The organism is Longispora fulva, from assembly GCF_015751905.1.
Taxonomy (GTDB): domain Bacteria; phylum Actinomycetota; class Actinomycetes; order Mycobacteriales; family Micromonosporaceae; genus Longispora; species Longispora fulva.
Map to the genome: position 1 here is coordinate 1992028 of NZ_JADOUF010000001.1, position 21549 is coordinate 2013576.

Annotated in this window: 24 protein-coding genes; 8 read left to right on the forward strand and 16 right to left on the reverse strand. The window is 70.6% G+C overall.

The genetic code is table 11. From position 1 onward, the window contains the following. Window positions 1-189: 189 nt before the first annotated feature. Window positions 190-1008, forward strand: a complete 819-nt coding sequence (locus IW245_RS08805) for an AfsR/SARP family transcriptional regulator (RefSeq protein WP_197002689.1) — start codon at window positions 190-192, stop codon at window positions 1006-1008. A gap of 1 nt (window position 1009) precedes the next feature. On the opposite strand, the gene IW245_RS08810 is transcribed toward IW245_RS08805, so the two are convergent. From IW245_RS08810 to IW245_RS08865, 12 genes are read right to left on the reverse strand one after another with little or no spacing between them, the layout of a single operon-like run. After that, window positions 1010-2224: a DUF6365 family protein gene (locus IW245_RS08810; protein WP_197002690.1), complete on the reverse strand. Its 1215-nt coding sequence runs from the start codon at window positions 2222-2224 to the stop codon at window positions 1010-1012. Then, window positions 2221-2868, reverse strand: coding sequence for a hypothetical protein (locus IW245_RS08815; RefSeq protein ID WP_197002691.1), 648 nt, complete (start codon window positions 2866-2868; stop codon window positions 2221-2223). Before IW245_RS08815 ends, IW245_RS08810 begins: the two co-directional genes overlap by 4 nt. A gap of 3 nt (window positions 2869-2871) precedes the next feature. Beyond that, entirely contained in the window at window positions 2872-3780 is a 909-nt protein-coding gene (locus IW245_RS08820) for a radical SAM protein (protein WP_197002692.1), read from the reverse strand. Further along, window positions 3777-5087: a hypothetical protein gene (locus IW245_RS08825; RefSeq protein WP_197002693.1), complete on the reverse strand. Its 1311-nt coding sequence runs from the start codon at window positions 5085-5087 to the stop codon at window positions 3777-3779. The genes IW245_RS08820 and IW245_RS08825 overlap by 4 nt, the downstream gene beginning before the upstream one ends. Then, entirely contained in the window at window positions 5084-6304 is a 1221-nt protein-coding gene (locus IW245_RS08830; protein ID WP_197002694.1) for a DUF6365 family protein, read from the reverse strand. Before IW245_RS08830 ends, IW245_RS08825 begins: the two co-directional genes overlap by 4 nt. After that, a complete protein-coding gene (locus IW245_RS08835) occupies window positions 6301-7551 on the reverse strand; it encodes a DUF6365 family protein (RefSeq protein WP_197002695.1) in 1251 nt (416 codons plus the stop codon). Before IW245_RS08835 ends, IW245_RS08830 begins: the two co-directional genes overlap by 4 nt. A 5-nt stretch (window positions 7552-7556) precedes the next feature. Further along, window positions 7557-8219: a hypothetical protein gene (locus IW245_RS08840; RefSeq protein ID WP_197002696.1), complete on the reverse strand. Its 663-nt coding sequence runs from the start codon at window positions 8217-8219 to the stop codon at window positions 7557-7559. A gap of 1 nt (window position 8220) precedes the next feature. Further along, the gene (locus IW245_RS08845; protein WP_197002697.1) at window positions 8221-9147 is read right to left on the reverse strand and encodes a radical SAM protein; all 927 of its coding nucleotides are present in this window, start codon (window positions 9145-9147) and stop codon (window positions 8221-8223) included. 15 nt (window positions 9148-9162) lie between these two features. After that, window positions 9163-9474: an Os1348 family NHLP clan protein gene (locus tag IW245_RS08850; protein WP_197002698.1), complete on the reverse strand. Its 312-nt coding sequence runs from the start codon at window positions 9472-9474 to the stop codon at window positions 9163-9165. 10 nt (window positions 9475-9484) lie between these two features. Further along, window positions 9485-11230 (reverse strand): B12-binding domain-containing radical SAM protein, encoded by a 1746-nt coding sequence (locus IW245_RS08855; protein ID WP_197002699.1) that lies wholly within the window; start codon window positions 11228-11230, stop codon window positions 9485-9487. Between the two features lie 5 nt (window positions 11231-11235). After that, window positions 11236-12372 (reverse strand): glycosyltransferase, encoded by a 1137-nt coding sequence (locus tag IW245_RS08860; RefSeq protein ID WP_197002700.1) that lies wholly within the window; start codon window positions 12370-12372, stop codon window positions 11236-11238. Further along, a complete protein-coding gene (locus tag IW245_RS08865; RefSeq protein WP_197002701.1) occupies window positions 12369-13148 on the reverse strand; it encodes a sugar phosphate nucleotidyltransferase in 780 nt (259 codons plus the stop codon). The genes IW245_RS08860 and IW245_RS08865 overlap by 4 nt, the downstream gene beginning before the upstream one ends. Before the next feature lie 187 nt (window positions 13149-13335). On the opposite strand from IW245_RS08865, the gene IW245_RS08870 reads away from it, so the two are divergent. Genes IW245_RS08870 through IW245_RS08885 form a run of 4 tightly spaced genes read left to right on the forward strand, consistent with a single transcriptional unit; the run spans window position 13336 to window position 17219 of the window. Then, window positions 13336-14277, forward strand: a complete 942-nt coding sequence (locus tag IW245_RS08870) for an ABC transporter ATP-binding protein (protein ID WP_197002702.1) — start codon at window positions 13336-13338, stop codon at window positions 14275-14277. Next, window positions 14277-15446: an ABC transporter permease gene (locus IW245_RS08875; RefSeq protein WP_197002703.1), complete on the forward strand. Its 1170-nt coding sequence runs from the start codon at window positions 14277-14279 to the stop codon at window positions 15444-15446. Before IW245_RS08870 ends, IW245_RS08875 begins: the two co-directional genes overlap by 1 nt. Beyond that, a complete protein-coding gene (locus IW245_RS08880; RefSeq protein ID WP_197002704.1) occupies window positions 15446-16603 on the forward strand; it encodes an ABC transporter permease in 1158 nt (385 codons plus the stop codon). Before IW245_RS08875 ends, IW245_RS08880 begins: the two co-directional genes overlap by 1 nt. A gap of 4 nt (window positions 16604-16607) precedes the next feature. Then, window positions 16608-17219, forward strand: coding sequence for a hypothetical protein (locus tag IW245_RS08885; protein WP_197002705.1), 612 nt, complete (start codon window positions 16608-16610; stop codon window positions 17217-17219). Between the two features lie 93 nt (window positions 17220-17312). Here IW245_RS08885 and IW245_RS08890 read toward each other — a convergent pair whose 3' ends face one another. Both IW245_RS08890 and IW245_RS08895 read right to left on the reverse strand, forming a co-directional pair. After that, window positions 17313-17981 carry a hypothetical protein gene (locus tag IW245_RS08890; protein WP_197002706.1) on the reverse strand — a complete coding sequence of 223 codons (669 nt, stop codon included), beginning with the start codon at window positions 17979-17981 and terminating at the stop codon, window positions 17313-17315. Further along, on the reverse strand, window positions 17978-18292 hold the full coding sequence (locus IW245_RS08895) for a PadR family transcriptional regulator (RefSeq protein WP_197002707.1): 315 nt from the start codon (window positions 18290-18292) through the stop codon (window positions 17978-17980). Before IW245_RS08895 ends, IW245_RS08890 begins: the two co-directional genes overlap by 4 nt. A gap of 221 nt (window positions 18293-18513) precedes the next feature. On the opposite strand from IW245_RS08895, the gene IW245_RS08900 reads away from it, so the two are divergent. Next, window positions 18514-19494 carry a zinc-dependent alcohol dehydrogenase gene (locus IW245_RS08900; protein WP_197008408.1) on the forward strand — a complete coding sequence of 327 codons (981 nt, stop codon included), beginning with the start codon at window positions 18514-18516 and terminating at the stop codon, window positions 19492-19494. A gap of 3 nt (window positions 19495-19497) precedes the next feature. Then, complete coding sequence (locus tag IW245_RS08905; RefSeq protein WP_197002708.1) at window positions 19498-19896, forward strand: 6-pyruvoyl trahydropterin synthase family protein; 399 nt, start codon at window positions 19498-19500, stop codon at window positions 19894-19896. On the opposite strand, the gene IW245_RS08910 is transcribed toward IW245_RS08905, so the two are convergent. Continuing rightward, a complete protein-coding gene (locus IW245_RS08910) occupies window positions 19878-20198 on the reverse strand; it encodes an STAS domain-containing protein (RefSeq protein WP_197002709.1) in 321 nt (106 codons plus the stop codon). The genes IW245_RS08905 and IW245_RS08910 overlap by 19 nt on opposite strands. Before the next feature lie 235 nt (window positions 20199-20433). Here IW245_RS08910 and IW245_RS08915 point away from each other — a divergent pair, with 235 nt between their 5' ends. Then, window positions 20434-20757: a hypothetical protein gene (locus IW245_RS08915; protein WP_197002710.1), complete on the forward strand. Its 324-nt coding sequence runs from the start codon at window positions 20434-20436 to the stop codon at window positions 20755-20757. Here the strand turns inward: IW245_RS08915 and IW245_RS08920 are convergent. Next, a complete protein-coding gene (locus tag IW245_RS08920) occupies window positions 20754-21371 on the reverse strand; it encodes a hypothetical protein (RefSeq protein WP_197002711.1) in 618 nt (205 codons plus the stop codon). The genes IW245_RS08915 and IW245_RS08920 overlap by 4 nt on opposite strands. Window positions 21372-21549 lie beyond the last annotated feature (178 nt).

Genomic DNA, 21549 nt, shown 5'->3' on the forward strand with positions numbered 1-21549 from the left:
TGACCCACGACGCCGACCTGGGACTTCACGCCGGAAGGCCCGAGTTTCGCGCACCCGTCCGGCCAGTTCCCCCACCCGTCAGATGCGGTACGGGTCCCGTTAACAGATCAAGACCGTCAATATGAGGTCGCCTCCAATTCTTACCGTCCAGCCATTGCCGCCCGGGAGATTCACTGCCAGAGTTCTACTGTGGACAGCACAATCGAGTTCCAGGTTCTCGGTCCGGTGCGGGCGCACGTCGACGGCCATCCGTTGGAGCTCGGCGACAGTAAACAGCGCCTCGTGCTGGCCGTTCTCCTCCTGGAACCCAATCGACTCGTCCCACTCGAACGACTGGTGGATCTGCTATGGCCGCAGAGCCCGCCGACCAGCTCCCGCCGCATCGTGCAGGCCCACCTGAGCCGGCTGCGCACGACGCTGTCGCACGCCAGGCACAACGGGACGTCCCGGCCGGCCGAGGCCGCCGTGGTCCGGCACGGCCCCGGGTACATGCTCACCTGCGATCCCGAGCGCATCGACGAGCACCGGTTCTGGGTGCTGCTGGAGCGGGCCAGGCGGAGCACCGACGCGCAGGAGAAGGTGCGGCTGCTGCGCGAGGCGCTGGATCTGTGGCGCGGTCCGGCGCTGGCGGACGTCGCGACCGAGAACGTCCACGACGAGCTGTGCCGAGGCCTGGACGAGGCGCGGCTGTCCGCCTTCGAGGAGCGGTTCGTCGCCGAGTTGCAGCTCGGCCACGACGGCAGGCTGATCGCCGAGCTCATCGACATGGCGGCCCGGCACCCGTTCCGGCAGCGGTTCACGGAGCTGTTGATGTTCGCGCTGTACCGCGACGGGCAGGCCGTGGAGGCCCTGGCCGTCTACGCCCGGACCAGGCAGCGGCTCGACTCCGAGCTGGGCCTGGAGCCGTCGATCGAGCTGCGCCACCTACATCTGGCGATTCTGCGCGGGGATCCCCTCCTCCAGCATCGTCTGACCGTGCCCCCGCGGGCGGAGCCCGCCCCGGAGTGACCTAGAGGGCGGACAGTGCGGCACCGAGGGCCTCGCCGGGCGGCGGGAGCTGGGCGAGGCGGTGCCGCAGCGTGTCCTGGCGGTCGCGGAGGACACCGCGGCTCGTCGCGTCGTCCAGCAGGGCGCCGAGGGACTCCTGTACCCGGCGGCGTTCGAACATGCCGGCGGTGTGGAAGCAGTCCACGTAGGGGTTGTCGGTCAGTACCGGTGCGAGGAACTCGTACCAGCCCCACGGGAAGACCCGGAACGGGTAGGCGACGGACAGGGCCGGCGCGGCGTCGGCCAGCCACGCGGGGGCCGATCCGTCGCGGATCAGGCGTCCGACGTCGAGGGTCTTGGGGTTCTGCAGCACCAGGGACGGCACGCCGGAGTACACCGCCTGGGTCAGGGTCACCGACACCACGTTCCCGGTGAGGAACAGGTCGGCGCCGGCCAGCCGGGCGTGGAACTCCGGCGGGGACAACCGTTCCACGTGCCGGTAGTCGATGGACTCCGCGATCGGGAACGCCCAGCGGCGCGGCCCCACGTGCACCACCCGCACGGGTCGGCCCAGAGCCGCCAGATGGCTGTGGATGATCCGCGGCATCGCCGTCATCAGTTCCGACATCGGCGGGGACCGCACGACGTTGACGTCCTCCCAGCGGGAGTTCACCAGGAGGACCGTCGGCGGCTTGTCCGGCCGGGCCCGGCGCAGGGGCATCGGCGACCAGTCCCGGCACGCCATCGGGGTCACCAGGACCCCGGGTTCGCCGGGCGCCGGGCGGTTCAGCGGGCTGTTGCGGATCAGCAGGTCGCACTTCGTCAACAGCCGGGGGAACCGGGCCCGGTGGCCGGAGTAGAAGTCGACCATGTAGTCGGCCGCCGGATAGTCGTACTGGTCGAAACTCGCCAGCGGGGTGGCGTAGCGGTGCCGGAGCACGCTCATGCTCAGCCCCGACCATCCCGTCGAGTAGTCCAGGGTGAACGCGTCGGCGGCGACGAGCAGGTCGGGGCGGAAGTCCGCCACCAGCTGGTCGGTCAGCTCCAGGTTGTTTTCGGGGACATCCCCGAGGGGGTACGCGGTGAGCCCGAGTTCGCGCACGTACGTCGCGGCCGACGGCGCGGTGACGAACCCGACCTCGTACTCCCCCGCCGGCAGTTGCCGGGCGAAGTCCGCGGCGATGCTGATGTCCCCGTTGGACAGGTGGCCGAGCCCGAAGAAGAGGATCCGCTTCACGCCCCGGCCCCCACCCTGGCCACGGCGGGCTGGTCGCCGTAGAGCCCCCGCAACAGCTCGCCCACCTCCGGACCCACGCCGGCGGCGTGCAGGGTGACCAGCGGCTCGCACAGGATCGCGCCCAGCGCCGGCAGTCCGACGGGCACCGGTGCGCACGCGCGCAGCGCGGACAGGTCCGGCAGGCGGCCGGACAGCTGGTCGACGACCACCGCCAGGGCGTGACAGCTCGCGAAGTAGGGCTGGCTGGCCACGCCCGCCTGGTGTTCGCGGAGCAGGTCGAGGTCGCCGGCCGCGTGGGTCAGTTCGCTGGAGACCTGGACGGTGAAGGCGCCGTAGCTGCTCGGGATCAGGGCCCGCAGCCGGGCCCGCCCGTAACGGGCGAGCCAGTGCCGCGGTTCCCGGTCGAGTACCTGGCCGAACGCGTCGATCACCTCGGTGAACTCGGCATGGGCCTCGAAGCCGACCTGGATGCTCGGCAGCGTCGCCATCCGGGCCAGCGCGTGGGCGAAGGCGGCCTCCGGGTCGTCGGGGCTGGCCAGGCGGGCCTCGCCGAGCCGGTCAAGCACCTTGTCCGCCCGGCCCAGCTTCGCCGCCACGCTCACCAGGCCGTAGAGCTCGTCGTCGGCCCGCGTGATCAGACGCATCGGCTAGACCGCCGTGATCGGCAGGACCGGGTGGAACTCGTCCCAGCCGATCATCTCGGCGTACTCCTTGTACACCCCACCGCAGGTGTCGTTGTGCGCGCAGCCGCCGCAGCGCTCGTCCTTGACCCGGGTGTTGGCGTCCATGTAACCCTCGTAGTCGTCGAACAGCCAGGTGCGGTACAGCATCTTGAACTGGTTCTCACGCCAGTTGATCATGTACTTGTCGTAGCCGGGGATCGCGCAGAACGGGAAGCCCTCCAGCGTGATGACCTGGTCGCGGGCCACCGCCCGGTCGACGGCCTCGAACACGTACGGCTGGATCTCGTCGTAGCGCGGCGTCACCTCCCAGAAGTTCCGGAACGCGGTGCCGGCGGTGTGCAGCGCCGAGATGTTGACGTGGTCGGCGCCCAGGTCCATGCACAGCGTCGCGATGTCGGGGATCTCGGTGAAGTTGTCCTTGCACACCACCGAGTTCGTCCGGATCTTCGCGCCGGTCTCCTTGATGTTGCGCAGCCCCCGGACCGCCTGGTCGAACGAGCCCAGCGACTTGCTGATCCGGTCCTGGGTGAGCGAGGTCGCGCCGTGCATCGACACGATGAACAGGGCGACACCCTTGTCCACCAGCTCCTGGGTGTACTTCATGTGGGCCATCTTGCGGCCGTTGGTCTGCAGGTACACCGTCGGGTACCCGAGGTCGCGGATCTCGTCGAGGATCTCCATCAGGTCCTTGCGGATCGTGGCCTCGCCGCCGTGGATATTGACCGCCTCGTAGCCCTTGTCCGCGTTCTCCTTCAGGAACCGGGAGACCCGCTTGCGGGAGATCGAGTCCTCCTTCACGAACGGCGAGTCGACGATGCAGAACGAGCATTTGCTGTTGCAGATGTCGGTCAGGTGCACGCTCAGGGCTTTCATGTTCTTCCCTCCAGTCGATCGATCAGCTTGAGCAGCGTGATGAGGTCGGCCCGCACCGCGCCGATGTACCCGCTGAGCGCCTTGCGCCGCGGCTCGTCCTGCACACCGAGTCGGGTGGCCTCGTCCACGGCGATCTGCCCGAACGCGAGCAGTCCCTCCAGGTGGCGGCGGTGCTCCGCCAGGGCCACTCCGACCCGTCCCGCCGCTCCCTCCTCGCCGTCGGCCATGGCCTGCAGACCGGTGCGCAGCGCGCGCACCTGCCGGTAGACGCCGGCCGAGTCCGCCCCGACGGTGCTGCGGAACCCCATGACCGCCAGTTGGGCGGCGCCCTGGGGCAGCTTCTCCAACGAGGCGGTCTGCCAGCGGACGTACTCCGACACTCGTTCGGCCATCCGCACGGCCTCGGCCAGCGCGACCGGGTCGGCGTGCCCGGCCGTGCCCGCCGCGGCGTCGCCCGGGCCCGCCTGCGCCTCGATGCTCATCCGCACGCGGCGGCGCTTGGGCACCGGGACCTGCGCGCCGTCGGCGCCGGTCACCGTCGCCACGATCATCTCGGTCATCTCGGCGTGCAGCAGGTCCCCGGTCTCGACGTCGACGTGCGTCACCACCCAGTAGGAGGAGCGCCCGCGTTGGGCCACCGGGCCGGTCGTGACGGTCAGCTCGCAGTCCAGGCACTCCGCGGCGTGCACGGCCACCGGGCGGCCACCGATCTGGCCGTACCCCAGGTGCCGGGCCGTGAACGTGGCGTTGCGGAACACCCCGACCGCGCCCGGGTCGGAGAACTTCAGCTCCGCCCACGTGCCGGAGATCCCGTGCAGCTCGCCCGTGCCGCCGACCCGGCTCAGCGCCCGGTTCTTCATCAGATGGGTACACATCATCTCGAACGTGATCACGTCCCAGCTCAGGACGAGGAGCATGTCGACCGCCGGCGCCTTGGGCAGCGCCGGATAGCTGACGTCCACGTTCGCCGCGGCCGGGCCCCGCTGGGCCGGACGGCCGGCGACGTCGGTGTGCAGCAGCACCGAGTCGAACCCCTGGCCCCGGGCGAACGTCCACTCCCGAGGGGCCGTGGCCTCGGCGGGCGTGCCGGTCCGCGAGGACACCCGCTGCCACTCGTAGCGGACCGGGACCACGGTGGGGGTCGCGCTGCCGCGCACCGACCGGTGCACCTCCGCGGTCACCTCCTGCCACTTGTACGGTTTTCCGCGCGGGGTCAGGAAGTCGCTGCGCATGGTCATGTGGTAGCGGCGCGGCTCGTCCGGGTCGACCCGGCGGCGGGCCGGCAGCAGGGGCTCGGGTGCCGTCATCGCGCCACCGCCGCCCGCAACGCCTCCAGTGGCGGCGGCAGGTCGGCCAGGCTCTCGTGGAAGTCGGCCTGCCGCTGGCGTTGCCCGGCGCTGTCGTCGAGCAGGGCCGACATCCGCTGCAGGACGTCGTCGCGGTCGAAGATCTCGCCCGTGGCGAAGCAGCCCTGGTAGGGGCTGGTCGTCAGCAGCGGATCCAGCAGGTCGTACCAGCCCAGCGGCGCCACCCGGAACGGGTGCGCCGACTGCAACCGCGGCGCGGCCGTGGCCAGCCACTCGGGGGCGGCCTGTTCCTCGACCGTCGTCCGGTTCTGCAACACCAGTGCCGGCACCCCGGCCAGCACCGCGCGGCCCAGCGTCGCCGACAGCACGTTGGTGGTGACGAACAGGTCCGCGGCCGACAGCCGGGCGTGGAACATCGGGTAGGGCAGCCGGGTGAAGTGCCGGTACTCGATGTGTTCGGCGATCGGCATCTGCCACGCCTCGGGGCCCACGTGCACGACGTGCAGCGGGCGGCCCAGTGCGGCCAGGTGACTGTGCAGGATGCCCGGCAGGGCTTCGATCAGCTGCGCCACCCGCGCCGACTCCCGCGGGTTGCGGTACTCCCATTCGGAGTTGGCGATGAAGACGACCGGCTTGCGTTCGGCCCCGGTAGCCGGCACCTCGATGTCCACTGGCCGCAGCCCCCCTTCCTTGAGTCCGCCCCGGTGCAGTCCCGCGTACACGACCGTCGGCCGCCCCGCCTCGGCGTGTTCCCCAGTGGGCGCGTGCGGCGGGCAGGGCCGGATCACGAGGTCGACGCCGTCGAGCAGGCGGGGCATCTGCACCCGGTCCCCGCCGTACAGGTCGGCCGTGTAGTCGGTCGCCTGCCAGCCGACCCGGTCGATGCTCCCGACCGGGCAGTCGTAGCGCTCCCGCAGCCCGTCGAGTGTCAGCCCGGACCAGTCGCTGGACTGGTCGACGGCGAACGCGTCGGCCGCGATCAGGCAGTCCGGGCGGAAGCCGCGGACCACCCGGTCGAGGATGGCCTGGTTCTCCGCCGGGGTGGAGCCGTTCAACGGCAGGGTCGGCATCCCCAGGTCGTGCAGCTGTGGCATCGCCTCGGCGGCGGCCACGAACCCGACCTGGAGCCGCTTGCGGGGGATCTGCCGCGCGAGGTCGGCGGCGACGGCGGCGTCCCCCTTCGACAGCTGACTGGGGGCGAGGAACAGCAGTCTCATAACGCGGCCACCTGTCGCAGGATCGTGTCGACGCCGCCCAACTTGCGCAGCGCGGTGAGGTAGGTATGGCGGGACTCGGCCAGCCGGTCGCGTTCGGGACCGGCGGACAGCAGGGGGACGACCGTGGCGAGCGCGGCCTCCTCGTCGAACATCTCGACCTGGGAGACCATGTCGGCGAACGGGTTGCCGTCCAGCAGCGACGTGAGGAAATGGAACCAGCCGACCGGGAACATCCGGTACGGGTACAGCTCGGCGGTGTCGTCCACCACCCGCCGGGCGTACCCGGAAAGCGCCGGCGGGTCCGGCGTCTCCCAGCGCGCCTGGCCGTCGTGCTTGTGCAACGAGTTCATCAGGACGACCGACGGGATGCCGCCCAGCGCGAGGCGGTGCAGGCTGACCGACACGATGTTGTTGCCCAGGTGCACGTCGACGGCCTGGGTCAGTCGGCGGAACCGTTCCGGCTCGACCGGGCCGAGATGGTGGAAGCCCTCGGGGGAGGTGTCGGTGAACACCAGCCGCGGGCCGACCGCGACGACGTCGGCGTGCTCGAGCACCCGGGTCAGCAGCCGTTCCAGCATGGCGTGGCAGGCCTCGACGAACGGCGTCACCCGGGGGTAGGCGCCGTGCAGCCGTTGCCAGGAGGCGCCGGCCACCAGCACCACCGGGCGGTCCCCGCGCAGGCCGAGTTCGCCGCGCACGGCGTCGCGCTCGGTGGCGGGCGTGTCCTCGACGCTGTCGAGCAGCGAGTAGGGGTGCACGTCCGGGCCGGCGGTCTCGTCCAGGGGGTTGTTCAGCGGGCACGGCCGGAGCCGGAACGTCAGTCCGTCGAGGGTGATGTCGCCCTCGTACTTCGCCGTGAACCCGTAGGTGTCCAGCCACGCGCCGGGCCGACCCCAGGCGAAGTCGTCGAACGTGCCGAGCGGGCACTCGAAGATGTCCAGGTCGGCCCGGCGCAGGCCGTAGTGCCGGTCGCAGAAGTCGAAGTTCAGGAAGTCGGCGAGCACCACCATCGCCGGTGCGTGCAGGTGCTGGATCTCGTGCAGCAGAATCCGATTGATCTTGCCGGACCCGGGCACCAGCACCTGGTGTTCCAGGCCCTCGTGCGCGATCAGCTTCCGGTGGCTGGGCGGGATGAGGAACAGCGGCCGAAACTCGGTGCCGGCCATCCCGCGGGCGAACTCGATGGCGATCGCCAACTCGCCGTACGCCCAGAAGCTGGTGACGATGAACAGCACGGTCCGGCGCATCTGTCTCACGCCCCGGGGAACAGGTCGGCCATGATCCGGGCGACCTTGTCGTGGTCGGGCAGCCCCGGCTGGGCCAGGTACCAGAGGAACGGCTCGCGGAGCAGCCCGCCCAGAGCCCGGAACCCGATCGGGCCGCCCGGCCGGGCAGCCGCGGCGGCGACCAGTTCGCCGATCCGGCCGAGGTCGCGGTCGTCTGACTCCCACAGCAGCCGGGCGGCCAGCAGGTACGTGGCGGCGAACCACGGCTGCCAGTCGGCCTCGGCCTGCCGGGCGATCAGCTCGTCGGCGTCCTTGGCCGCGCGGCCCCGCTCCTCGACGACGAAGCGCGGGTACTCGGCGTGCTCCGGCGGCATCATCATGGTGCGCATCCGGATCCGCAGGTAGCGGCCCAGCCAGTGCTCGGGGACCCCGTAGAGCAGGTCGCCGAGCGACTCGATGATCTCGCTGTAGTTCGCGACCGCCTGCTGCTCGTCGAGGCCGGAGCTGGTCAGCTCGACCTGCATCAGGGCGACCATGGCCAGCGCGTACGGGTACCCGGCCAGTGGGTCGCCCCAGTCCTGCCCGTAGCGCTCGCTGAGCTTGGCGACGATCTTGTGGGCGCGACCGAGCCGGGCGGCGGCCATCACGGTGCTGAACAGCTCGTCGTCGGCGCGGGTGACGGGCAGCATGTCAGACCGCCGTCGTGGACGCGGTGACGGGCAGCTCGGTCACCGGGTGGAACTCGTCCCAGCCGATCCGCTCGGCGTACTCCTTGTACACCCCGCCGCAGACGTCGTTGAACACGCAGCCGCCGCACCGGTCGTCCTTGACCCGGGTGAAGTCGTCCATGTGATCCTCGTAGTCCTCCATGACGAAGGTGCGGTATAGGACCTTGAACTTGTTGTCCTCCCAGTCCACGAGGTACTTCTCGTAGCCGGGCACGGCGCAGTACGGGAAGCCCTCCATCAGGAGCCGGGCGTCGCGGCGGACGGCCCGCGCGCACGCCTCCAGCACGTACGGCTGGATCTCGTCGTAGCGCGGCGTGACCTCCCAGAAGTTGCGCAGCGCCGTGCCGTCGGTGTGCAGCGCCGAGATGTTGACCATGTCGGCGCCCAGGTCCAGGCACAGGTCCACGATCTCGGGCAGCTCGGCGAAGTTGTCCTTGCAGACCACCGAGTTGGTCCGGACCGTGGCGCCCAGCTCGACCACGTTCCGGATGCCCTGCACCGCCTGGTCGAAGGAGCCCTTGGCGAGACTGATCCCGTCCTGGGTCTCCGCGGTGGCACCGTGCATCGACACCACGAACAGGCTGACGCCCTTCTCCACCACCGTCCGGGCGTAGTCCATCCGGGCGAGCTTGCGCGCGTTGGTCTGCAGGAACACCGTCGGGTAGCCCAGGTCGCGGATCTCGTCGAGGATGTCCAGGAAGTCCTTGCGGATGGTGGCCTCGCCGCCGTGCAGGTTCACCGCCTCGTAGTCCTGGCCCGCGTTCTCGTTCAGGAACCGCGACACGCGCCGGCGCATGATCGAGTCCTGCTTGATGTGCGGCGAGTCGACGATGCAGAAGGTGCACTTGCTGTTGCACACGTCGGTGAGGTGGATACTGAGTGCCTTCATGGTGTGGCGACCTCGCTATCCTTCTAGATCGTCCGCGTCGTAGATTTCGTAGCCCTGCTGCACCATGGCCGCGTCCTCCGGCGTGTACACCGCCGAGTCCACCGCGAAGTACTCCTCCAGGTTCTCCGGCGTGAGTTTCGCCAGGTCCTCCTCGTCGAGGCTGCGTACGAGCAGCAGCTGCACCTCGCTGAGCTCGTACCCGTCGAGTGCCGTGTCCGGGTCGTCGAGCAGTTGCCGGCCGAACGCTGGGTCGGTGATCGCCCGCTCCAGCACGTCCTTGATCTGGTTCTGCCCGGTCTCGCTCGGGCTGCTTTCGGCGGTGGTCATCTATCGCTCCTTAGGAGACGGACATGGTCTCGTTGCTCATCCGGGCCGGGGCCGGCCCAGGACGGTTCTGGCGCATGCTCAGCACGTGCCAGGCGTCCTGGAAGTCGTTGCTCTGGATGCCGTTCAACTTGGCGATCTTCGGGCCGATGTCGTCGTACAGCTGCTCGGCGGTGCGCCCGTCGATCTCGTCGAACTCGTACACCCGGAAGTTCTGCGGCTTGTAGGACATGTCGAGATCCTTGACGAGCCAGCGGTAGTTGGCGTCGAGCAGGCGCTGGCTGGCGTCGGGGAACTTGCGCAGCTTCATCCCGTACGCCTCCGGCTTGGCCCCCATCAGGGACTTGGGCGCGACGAAGTACCGGTTGACGTTGAAGTAGTTGATGTACTCGGCGTTGCGCTCCAGGAAGGCCGTGGTCTCGGCGAAGTTCGCCTCGTCCTCGTGCGGCATGCCGGTGATGATCTCCAGGTCCGCCCAGATGCCGATCTCCTTGCACCAGCGCAGCACCCGCTCGGCCTCGTTGAGCTTCACCCGCTTGTCGATGATCTTCAGCATCTTGGTGCTGGCGGTCTCCAGGCCGAACGTCAGCTTGCGGCACCCGGACTCCGCGAGCATCTCCAGCCGCTCGTAGGTGAGGCTGTTGAACCGCGCGCAGTCCGACCAGTTCAGGTTGACCCCATTCAGGACCACCCGGCTGGAGAACTCCTCGACGAACCCGTTCACCAGGTTGAAGTAGTTGTTGAACAGGTACAGGTACGGGGTGTCGTACTTCTCCGTCAGCCCCACCATGTCGCTGATGATGTCGTCGACGGTGGCGTGCACCAGCTTGTTGCGGTCCAGGCTCTCGGTGCAGAACGCGCAGTTGTACGGGCAGTTGTAGTTGAAGACGTACGGCATGACGAGCTTGCCGACGGCCCCGTTGCCCACGTTCTGGGCGTTGGCGTCGTTGGCCATCCAGCTGAGGTAGGCGGGGAACTGGTAGAGCTGCATCCGGTTCCACTGCTCGTCGGTGGCCTGCTTGCGCGGGCTCGCCTCGGGCCGCGAGCGGACGAAGTTGTGGTAGTCGTCGAGCTTCAGCCCGTCGAAGTCCGGCGCGATGATCCGGTGCACGGCGTCGGGCGAGCGCAGCACCGAGTTGCCCATCAGCCGGGCGACGCCGGGCCGCACCACCGGCAGCAGCTGGCGCCGGTTGGCCAGCAGCCCCTCGATGATGTCGACGAACACGTCCTCGCCGGGACCGGTCACCGCGGTGAACTGCGAGATGCAGGTCGACCACCAGCCGTGGAAGGCGTCCTTGAACTGCATCAGGTAGTCCAGGTTGTTGCCGCCCAGCACCACCGGCTTGCCGTAGTGCCGCTTGATGTGCGCGGCCAGCACGAGCGCCGAGTTCATCTCCAGGAACGAGAAGTCTCCGCCGGCGGAGACGCCGACCACGTCGGCGGCGGCGATGTCCTTGCCCTCCAGCATCCGGCCGGCGAAGGTGTCCAGGAACTCGTTCTCGCCGCCGTTGGCGTAGTCGAGGAACGTCCGCTCATCGTAGAACGGCCGGAGGTCGGCCTTCGTGAACTCCTCGGCCCGCCACATCCGCAACAGGTCGGAGTTGAGGTCGTTGAGGTCCACCTCGTACCCGGCCTGACGCAGGCTGGCGGTGACGATCCCGGTACCGAACGGTGGCAGGTTCATCCGGGTGAACATCGGTTGTTCGCCGGGCGCGACGATGATGAGCACCCGGCCCGGGCTGCGCTCGTTGGCGGTCATAGTGATCAACCTTTCCGGACAGCGTCGAGTGCGTGTGTCGAACTGATCAGAGCGGCGGCGGTCGGCAGCGGTGCCAACGCCCGCGACTCCGCGGCGAATTCGGCCGCCGCGGCGCGGTAGCCCGGTTCCTCCAGCACCGCACGGACCGCCGCGCGCAGGTCCGCGGCGGTCACCCGGTCGGCGGGCAACGTGATGCCGAGGCCGAGTTCCGCGCAGCGGTCGGCGATGTGGTGCTGGTCGTTGGCGATCGGCACCAGCACCAGCGGCAGGCCGCGGACCAGGGCCCGCGATACGGTCCCCCAGCCGGCGTGGGTGACGACCGCCGCGGCCTGGTCGAAGAGCGGGTCGTGCGGCGTCGGTCCGAGGAACCGGACGTTGGCGGGGGCCTCGACTACACCGGCGGGGTGCGTGACGAGGCCGGTGACCTCCAGGCCGCCGAGGGCCTCGGCGACCGCAGCCAGGTACCGGTCCTGCGAGTAGGCCGCGCCGGCCAGCGTGGGCGCCGCGGCGGTGCTGGCGCTCACCACCACCGTCGGATTCTCCACCGGGGTACGCGGTCGGGGCGCGCTCGCCGTCGGCGCCAGCGGGCCGACGAGCCTCACCGGCGCGGGCAGCTCCGCGACACCGGCGAACCGGGGCGTGGTGGGGATCAGGTGCAGCCACGGCGAGAGGCGGCCGAGCAGGTTGTGCCCGTCGTCGGGCAGCCCGAGCGCTTTCAGGGTGGTCTGCGGCGCGAACGCGTCGACGGCGTGGGCGGGGATGAAGTGCCGGTAGGCGTCGGGCTCCGGCACCGGGCTGCAGCACAGTGACACCCACGGCAGCCCGAGCAGCTCCGCGGCGAGGCCGCCTCCGGGCATCATCACGTCGGCGACTATCAGGTCCGCGCGGTGCTCCCGGGCATGGTCGGCGATGTCGCGGGTCATGTCCTCGACGTCGCCGAGGAACAGGTGTCGGAACAGGGTCCCGCCGTCGGCGGAGAACACCAGCGCGGCCGGCAGGGGGCCGCCCAGCCGCCACCGGCCGGTCGGCGACCCGGCGAAGACGGCGACGTCGTGCCCCTGGGCGCGCAGCTGGGCCCCGAGCGCCGCCATCGGCTCGGTGTGGCCCGGCGGGTGGAATGGGACGAGCAGGATCCTGGTCATGACCGCCACGCGTCCTCGGTCTCCAGCCGCTCCCGGACCCGCAGGACACCTTCGGGGGTACCGATGTCGAAGAACTCGCCGTCCGTGAAGGGCAACGCGCGCACCGTCAGCCCTGCGGCCACGGCGGCGACGAACACGTCGGTGAGCACCAGCTCGCCCTGACCGGGGCGCGCGGATCCGACGACGTCGTGCAGCAGCCGGGTGAAGGCCGGCGACCAGACCGCGATGCCCCACGTGTTCTCGGCCGGCGGGTGTTCCGGTTTGTCCACGATCGCCAGCACCCGGTGGGTGCCGGGTTCGATGACGACCGGGGCCAGGGCCCGCGGGTTCTCCGTCGGGAACACCCCGAGGCTCAGGTCGGCGCGGTGCCGGTCGTGGAACTCCAGCAGCCGCGCGTAGCAGTCGTCCGGGGTGAAGACGGTGTCCGCCATGCCCATGCACACTGTGCCGTCGGCGACGAACGGGTACGCCAGGTCCAGCGCGTGCGGCAGGCCCAGCGGCTCCTCCTGGCACACGTAGCCGAGGTCGAGGCCGAGGTGGCGTCCCGAGCCGAGGTAACGCAGGAGTTCGGTCTTCTCCGGCGACAGGACGAGCACCGCGCTGTCGACCCCGGCCCGACCCATGGCGCCGAGCACGTGTTCCACGGCGGCCTTCGGCAGCGGTCTGCCGTCGACCGTGCGGTAGCCGACCTGGATGAGTTCCTTCGGCGCCCGGTAGGGGCGCAGTCGCGAGCCCGTGCCGGCGGCGGGTACGACGCCGAACCGCCTGCTGGTCATGCGCATCTCCCCTGGTGGTCGTCACGCGGCGAAGCGCCTGCTAACCCGGCGTTGACGGCAACGTATTGATGGGTTGCTGTGTTTTTGCTGCGGTGGCGTTGCGGTGCCGATCGAAGCTGCTGACATCGCCGTATCGACATGTCTAGGCTTCCTCTCGCCGGTCCAGGCGTAGTGGAGGGCGAGCCAGATGGCGGAAGTGGTACTGCGCTGCGACGGGTTGCGCAAAAGATTCGGTGACCTGGTCGCTGTGGACGACCTGAGCTTCACCATCACCGAGGGCGAGACGTACGGCCTGCTCGGCCCCAACGGGGCGGGGAAGACCACGAGCATCTCGATGATGGTGGGGGTACTCGCCCGCGACGCCGGCGCGGTGACGATCGACGGCGAACCCGTCGACGTGCACCGCACGGCCGTCAAGCGCCTGATCGGCTACGTGCCGCAGCAGATGGCGCTGTACCCCGACCTGACCGCCGCGGAGAACCTGCGCTTCTTCGGCCGGCTCTACGGGCTGTCCGGCGCCGCGCTGCGCCAACGGGTCGCGGAGGTGCTCGACGTCGTCGGCCTCGCCGACCGCGCGAAGGAACGGGTCTTCAAGTTCTCCGGCGGCATGGCGCGCCGGCTGCACATCGGCGCCGGCCTGCTCCACCGGCCCCGGCTCCTCGTTCTCGACGAGCCGACCGCCGGCGTCGACCCGCAGAGCCGCAACGCGATCCTGGACAGTGTCCAGCAGCTCGCCGGCACAGGGGTCGCCGTCCTCTACACCACGCACTACATCGAGGAAGCCGAGCGGCTGTGCGACCGGGTCGGCATCATCGACGGCGGCCGGCTGCGGGCCGAGGGCACCCGCCGCGAGCTGATCACCATGGTGGGCGGCCACGACGAGGTCCGCCTCGGGGTCGACGGCGACCTCGCCGCCATCACCAAGGCCCTGGCCATGCTGCCCGGGGTGTCGCACGTGGACGCGAAGGACTCGGGGATCCAACTGCTGGCCATCGAGGCCGGGTCGCTGCTGCCCGACATCCTCGGCGCCGCCGGCCGCGCCGGGGCCGTCATCCGGTCCGTCGAGGTCACCGAACCCAACCTGGAGGCCGTCTTCCTCCACCTCACCGGGAAGGCGTTGCGAGACTGATGCGGGCAGCGTTCATCATCGCCGGCAAGGACCTGCGCCAGCACCTGCGCAACACCACGATGCTGCTGTTCGCCCTCGTGCTGCCGTTGGGGCTGGCGTTCCTGTTCGGCAGCGTGCTCAACGACGCCGGCAGCGGGTTCCACGCCCGGTTCGTCGTGGCCGACGAGGACCACGGGCCGTCGGCCACCGCGTTCATCGACGGCACCCTCGTCGCGGTCGCAAAGGCCTCCACCGTCGACATCCAGCACGTCGACACCGCCACGGAGGCCGCCCGACGCGTCGGCAGCGGCAAGGTCGACGCCGCGTTCGTGATCCCGGCCGGATTCTCCGCCGACACCGCCGCCGGGCGCACAGCCACCCTGCGCGTGATCGGCGGGGCCGGCTCGGAGATCGCCTCCTACATGGCGCGCGAGGTCGCCCAGGCGTACGCCGCCGACGTGCGCAGCGGACAGCTCGCCGTGGCGGTGACCCGGGCGGGCGGCGTCGAGGTCGGCGACCCGCAACAGCTCGCCGGCCGGACGCAGGCCACCCAGCCGGAGCTGACGCTGCGCACGGAGGTCACGGCCTACCGCAAGGAACTGGGCACCAGCACCTACTACGCCGCGGGCTCCGCGGTGTTCTTCCTGTTCTTCGTGGCCATGCTCAGCATCAACGGCATCCTGCTCGAACGCGGCAACGCCACCATGACCCGGCTCGTGGTCGCACCGGTGCCGCGGCCGGCGATCCTGACCGGCAAGCTGCTCAGCGGCGTCATCATAGGCCTGATCGCGATGACGGTCCTGGTGGCCACCTCCACGCTGCTGCTCGGCGCCGACTGGGGCGACCCACTCGGGGTCGCCCTGCTGATCGTGTCGCTGGTGCTGGCGTCGACCGGCCTGATGGCGCTGATCGCCTCGGTCGCGCACTCCAGCGAGCACGGCACCAACTGGATGTCCGGCGTGACGGTGCTGCTGGGCATCTTCGGCGGCTCGTTCACACCGAAGGCGCACCTCGGGCCGCTGGCCTGGCTCGGCTACCTGACCCCGCACCGCTGGTTCCTCACCGGCCTGTCCGACCTCGCCGGCGACGGCCTGCGGGGCGCCGTCGTGCCGGTGCTCGTCCTCCTCGGCGTGGCCGCCGCGACCTTCGGGCTGACCCTGCTGCGCGTCGGAAAGGTGCTGAGCGCGTGATGACGGTGCTGACGATCGCCGGGGTGCAGCTCCGACGCCTGTTCCGCTACAAGTTCAACATCTTCTGGGTGGTCATCGCGCCGCTGCTGTTCGTCTTCATGCTCGGGATCATGCTCAATGGCGGCCACACCCCGAAGCTGGGCCTGGTCGTCACCGGCGACGGGCCGATGACCCAGCGGCTGACCGCCGCGCTGCGCACCGACGGGCGGTTCTCCGTCGAGCAACGCGACAGCACCGAGCAGCTGCGCTCCGACGTGGAACACGGCATCCTGCACGCCGGCCTCGTGATCCCCACCGGCCTCGACGACCAGCTGCGCTCCGGCAGCCCGGCCCAGGTGACCTTCGTGGCCCGCCCCAACGACCCGTTCGCCAGCGACCTGGCGGTGTGGGCGCAGTCCGTGGTCAACCAGCAGTCGGCGCTGGCCCGTGCCGCCCGGGTCGCCACCGCCGAGGGTGCCGCGACGTTCCCGCAGAACCTGGACCGCGCGATGACCATCGACGTCGCCGGCGTCACCGTGGCCACCAGCACCGCGGGGAAGGCCACGTTCCCGACCGGGCTCAACCCGTTCGCGTTGATGGCCCCGTCCATGCTGTTGATGTACATCTTCCTCACCTCACTCACCGCGGCGCTCCGCATGATCGAGGCCCGCCGGTTGGGCATCACCCGCCGGATGTACGCCACGCCCACCCCGGTCCGCGCCATCGTCGCCGGGGAGGCGCTGGGCCGGTTCGCGATCGCGCTCATCCAGGGCCTGATCGTGATGGTCGGATCCTCGCTGCTGTTCGGCGTCGACTGGGGCAGCCCGGTGGGCGCGGTGGCCCTGGTGGTGCTGTTCAGCATGGTGGGCAGCGGGGTGGCGATGCTGATCGGGGCGACACTGCGCGGCGAGAACCAGGCCCTCGCGGTCTCCCTCGCCCTCGGCCTCGGACTCGCCGCACTCGGCGGCACCATGGTGCCCCTCGAGGTGCTCAGCCCCACCCGGCAGCTGATCGCCCGGTTCACCCCGCACGCCTGGGCGTACGAGGGCTTCGCCGAGATCGTCCGCCGCGGCGGTGGCATCGCCGACATCCTCCCCCAACTCGGGGCACTCGCCGGATTCGCCGTGGTGCTGTTCACGCTCGGCGCGTGGCAGCTGCGACGAAGTATTGTGAGGTGACGATGTGAACCCCTTGTTTCCCGCGGCCACCGAGGCGCAGGACCACTTCCGCAAGCACGGCTGGGCCTTCTGCCTCATCGGCGGCATCACGGTCATGCGCTGGAGCGGACACCGCGTCACCAAGGACATCGACGTGGCCCTCTCCGCACCGTACGGCGGGGAGATGGCCGTCATCGAGGCCATCTACGCGCGATTCCCGCCCCGCTACGACGACTCGCGCGAGCTGTCGTTCCGCAACCGGGTTGTACAGTTCGACGCCACCAACGGGATCGGCATCGACATCGCACTCGGCAAGTCCCGCCGGCTGCTGCGCGTCGTGGCGCGCGCGTCCGAGTGGGAGGTCGAGGGTCACCGGCTGCTGACGTGCAGCGCCGAGGACCTCGTCATCAACAAGGCGCTCGCAGGCCGGGACAAGGACTGGGACGACGTCGAGGCGGTGATCGCCGCCCAGGGTGCCGCGCTGGACGCCGATCTGGTGATGCGGGAGTTCACGCCGGTGGTGCGGCAGGGCCACCACCTGACCGATCCGCTCGGGCAGTTGCAACGTGGCGACCATCTGGAGTCGGTGGCGCGGCTGGAGAGTCTCCTCGGCCTCACAGGAACCGTCGACCGCTGAGCGGCACGGGCCGCGCCGGCTCTCCGAGTCTTGTCCACGGGTCGATCGAGTCGGCATCCCCGGTCACGCCTCGGGGGTGCGTTCACCGGACCGTCAGCGTCCGGGCGACCCGGTGGACCGCAGGCCCCGGGACAGTGCCGCGCCCCCGCTGGCGAGCACGGCCCCGGCGATGCTGAAGAAGCACGTGAGGAAGGCCGCGGCCTGGAGCAGGCCGAGGTTGATGTAGGTCCGCATCGACGACGCGTCGCTGTGCGCGAATCCGTCGATCTTCGCCTGCTGCCGGCTGACCGTGTCCAGGAAGACGTTGTCGACGAAGGCGAACGTGCCGATCGTCAGCAGCCCGATCAGGGCGCCGGCGATCACGCCGGCCAACACCGGGCCGCGCCACGTCTCGGCCCGCCGCTGGGCGAGGAAGCCGACCAGGGCCAGGAGCAGGAACACCGACACGTACGCGGTCAGGACCGCCGGCCCGTCGTCGTCCGTCACCGACGGGTGCACGACGTTGGACCAGACGATCTCGACGGACAGCGCAGCCCACGCCAGCAGGCCGATCAGGATGCCGGGGCGACGGGCCGCCCGGTCGGAAGCATGCATCGGGTACTCCCCGGTCAGGCGGGCGTCCAGCGCCCCGCGCACGATGTCCACACATAGCAGCAGCCGGCCCACGGGGCCGGTCGCGGGCAGGTCCTCCAGCAGCAGGGCGAGGTCGGCGCCGTACCGCTCGCGCCACCACCTCGGGTACAGCCCGATCAGCCGGCTCACGCGAACGCCTCCAGCCGGCGCAGGCCCGAGCGGGACACCTCGGCGGTGTGCTCCAGGTATCCGCGCAGCGCGGCGGCCCCGGCGGCGGTCAGCCGGTACGGCCGGCGGCGGTCGCGCATCGGCAGGGTGACGACGAGCCCGCGCTGGTCGAGTCGGCTGAGCGCGCCGTAGAGCGTGCCCGGGCCGAGCCGGACGCCGGCGAGGTCCTCGATGTCCTTGATCAGGGCGTAGCCGTGCTTGTCGCCGCCGGCCAGGCTCGTGAGGATCAGCACGCCGGGATCGGCGAACCGGCCCAGTCCCTCGAGTCCCATCCCCGCCGCCCTCCGCCGCGCGTTATATCGTCCGACGTAATAGTAGGGGCGGCGCGACTGGGACGTCAACGGCCAAGACACCGGATCGCAGCCCCGTACGCGCCCTGACCCTCGGTTGCGGTACCCGGTTGCATTGAGTCGATTCATACGATTCGTCGTGGGCGTTGTGCGAGGCTTAGGGCGATGTTCGCGGCATGCGCACGACCCGGGACGTGGGACTGATGGCGCGCGAGGCGCGGGCCTTCTGGGTCCGGTCACCCGGCGTGGGCGAGATCCGTCCGGTGACATTGCCCCGGCCCGGTCCCGATGAGGTCCTGGTGCGCACCTCGTACTCGTGTGTGAGCCGGGGATCGGAGACCCTGGTGTTCCGGGGCGAGGTGCCGCAGGGTTCCCGGGAGGTGATGCGCGCGCCGTTCCAGGACGGAGTCTTCCCCTGCCCGGTGAAGTACGGCTACCTCAATGTCGGTGTCGTCGAGGCCGGCCCGCCGGCACTGCTCGGGCGGACCGTGTTCTGCCTGTACCCGCATCAGACGGCCTATGTGGTGCCGGCGGCGGCCGTGGTCGTCGTGCCCGACGATGTCCCCCCGGCGCGGGCCGTGCTCGCCGGGACCGTGGAGACGGCGGTGAACGCCGTGTGGGACGCCGTTCCGCTGTTGGGCGACCGGATCACCGTGGTGGGCGCGGGGATGGTCGGCTGTTGCGTGGCCCGTGTGCTGGCCCTGTTCCCCGGCGTCGCGGTGGAACTGGTCGACGTCGACCCGGAACGCGCCACGGTCGCCGCGGCGCTCGGTGTCGGGTTCGCGCCGCCGGCCGCGGCCGCCCGGGGTCGCGATCTCGTCGTGCACGCCAGCGCTACGTCGGCGGGGCTGGCCCTGTCCCTGGACCTGCTGGCGACGGAGGGCGTGGTCACGGAACTGAGCTGGTACGGCGACCGCGAGGTGCACCTGCCCCTCGGCGGACCGTTCCACTCCGGCCGGCTGACACTGCGGGGCAGTCAGGTCGGCACCCTGTCCCCGCTGCGACGCGCCGGCCGCACCTTCGCCGACCGGCTGGGGCTCGCACTGGACCTGCTGCGCGACCCGGCGTTCGACGCGCTGTTCACCGACGAGTCCCCGTTCGAGGAGCTACCCGGACTGCTGGCCGCGCTGGCCGCGGGCAGCCGCCCCGCACTGGCGCACCGCATCGTCTACGGCAGGGAGTGAACCGTGTTCAGCGTGACCGTGCGGGACCACATGATGATCGCGCACAGTTTCCGGGGCGCCGTCTTCGGACCGGCGCGCCACCTGCACGGCGCGACGTACATCGTCGACGCGACGTTCCGGCGGGCGGAACTCGACGCCGACGGCCTGGTGCTGGACATCGGCCGGGCGGCCGCGGAACTCAAGGCCGTGTGCGGGCTGTTCCACCTGCGCAACCTCGACGAGGAGCCGGAGTTCGCCGGCGTGAACACCTCGACGGAGGTACTCGCGAAGGCGATCGCCGACCGCCTCGCCGACCGGGCGGTGGCTGGCGCCCTGGGCGACGGCGCCCGCCAGCTCCTCGGCATCACCGTGACCCTGCACGAGTCGCACGTGGCCTGGGCCAGCTACGAACGCCAACTGTGACCGGTCCGGCCGTCGAGGGGTTCGCTCTGATCGTGGTGGCGGAGCTGGGCGCGGACGTTCGAGGGCGCGCCGGCGAAGGTCAGGTCCCTGCAGACGACACGGGCCGCGTGCCGGGCGGAGACGAGCACCTCGATGATCTCGTCGTCGAGGATGTGGGCGTCGGTCAGGTCCACGACGACGCGCCGGTCGCCGGAGCCCGCCACGGCCTGCAGGATCGCCCGCATCAACGGTGCGCCGTCCTCGGCGGTGACATCGCCGAAGACGCTCAGCCGGGTCACGTCGCCCAGGACCGGCCGTGCCACGCAGGTCATCGTCACCGCCCACCCACCTTCCCTCGTCAACCATGGTCAGTGATTGTTCGGAAACGGTCAACGAAACGTTACCGGCGAGACCAGCGCGATCCGGGGCGGTGCCGGGCGCCGGCCTGCCAACCTGTCGCTGACCAGGCGTTGAGCGGTTGGGGGGACCATCGGTGCGGATCGTCCAGCCGTCCCCGTCGCCCGCGCCCCGGGGAGGGAAATCAGTTCGGAGGACACCATGGCCAACGCTCGGACCACCCACGAACCGGTAGCCTTCATCCGCACCGGCGACACGCGGAACGTGCTGTCCCTTCTCGGGTACCAGCACATCCCGGCGAGCCACGTCCTGCACGAGCGGGACGTGTTCGGCGAGGCCGGACGGCTCCTGGCCGAGGAGGGTTTCCTGGTCGTCGGGACCTGGGAGCCGAACCTGACCGGTTGGGAGGTACGGATCACGCACGTCGAGGCGACCCTGCCGGCCGCCGGGTCCCCGGCGCCGAGGGCCCGGCGGAAGCCCGGCTCCGTCCCGTCCGTCCGCATGTCCCGCCGCGTCGGGAGCTAGCCGCCGAGGTACTCCGGCCCGGACTCCCGCCGCCGGCGGCGGGAGTCCCCCACCAGCGCCCCCAGTTCGCCGAGGAGGTAGACCACCACGAACAGCCCGGTGGCGGCCAGCCATCCGATCGGCGCGCGGTTCAGCTCCTCCGGCGGCCACCGGCTCGGGGTAAGGCGCAGCCCCGGATCGACGGTCAGAGTGATCCGCTCGCCGACCGGGGTGTCGCAGCCGTCGATCCGCTGCGGGACCGTGCGCCCGTCGGCCAGCCGGACCACGCACTGGCGGACCCGGATGGTCCTCGGTCCGGTGGACTCGTCGCCGGCGCCGTGGTTGAGGTACCAGTCGTCGACCACGGTCCCCTCGGTCCGGATCCCGGCCTCCCGCAGCACCTCGTCGTGCAGTGCCGGTGGGGCGAGGAGGAACGTCGGGACTAGCAGGAGGCCGGTCGCCACCATCCGCCCGGTCCCCGGGATCATCGCGCCGAACGTCTTGCCCAGGAAGACGAAGCCGCCGATGCCGACGACGATGCCCAGGATCTTCGAGACGTACAGGAACAGGCCGGCCTCGAACGCCGCGAACGCAAGGGCCCCCGACAACACCGAGAGCCGGGCCAGTAGCCACATCGACGTCACTCCCCCCGTCGGCACCGTTCACACCGGCCGCAATCTATACGCCGCCGGCAAGTGTCAGCGGCGGGTTCGATTCAGACCGGCGCCCGGCGACTGATGCCGCTCGGGCGCGACCGGATGCCCGACGAGGCCGTGTTCGTGCCCGCAGCCGGGCGCCACCGCCGAGGACGAC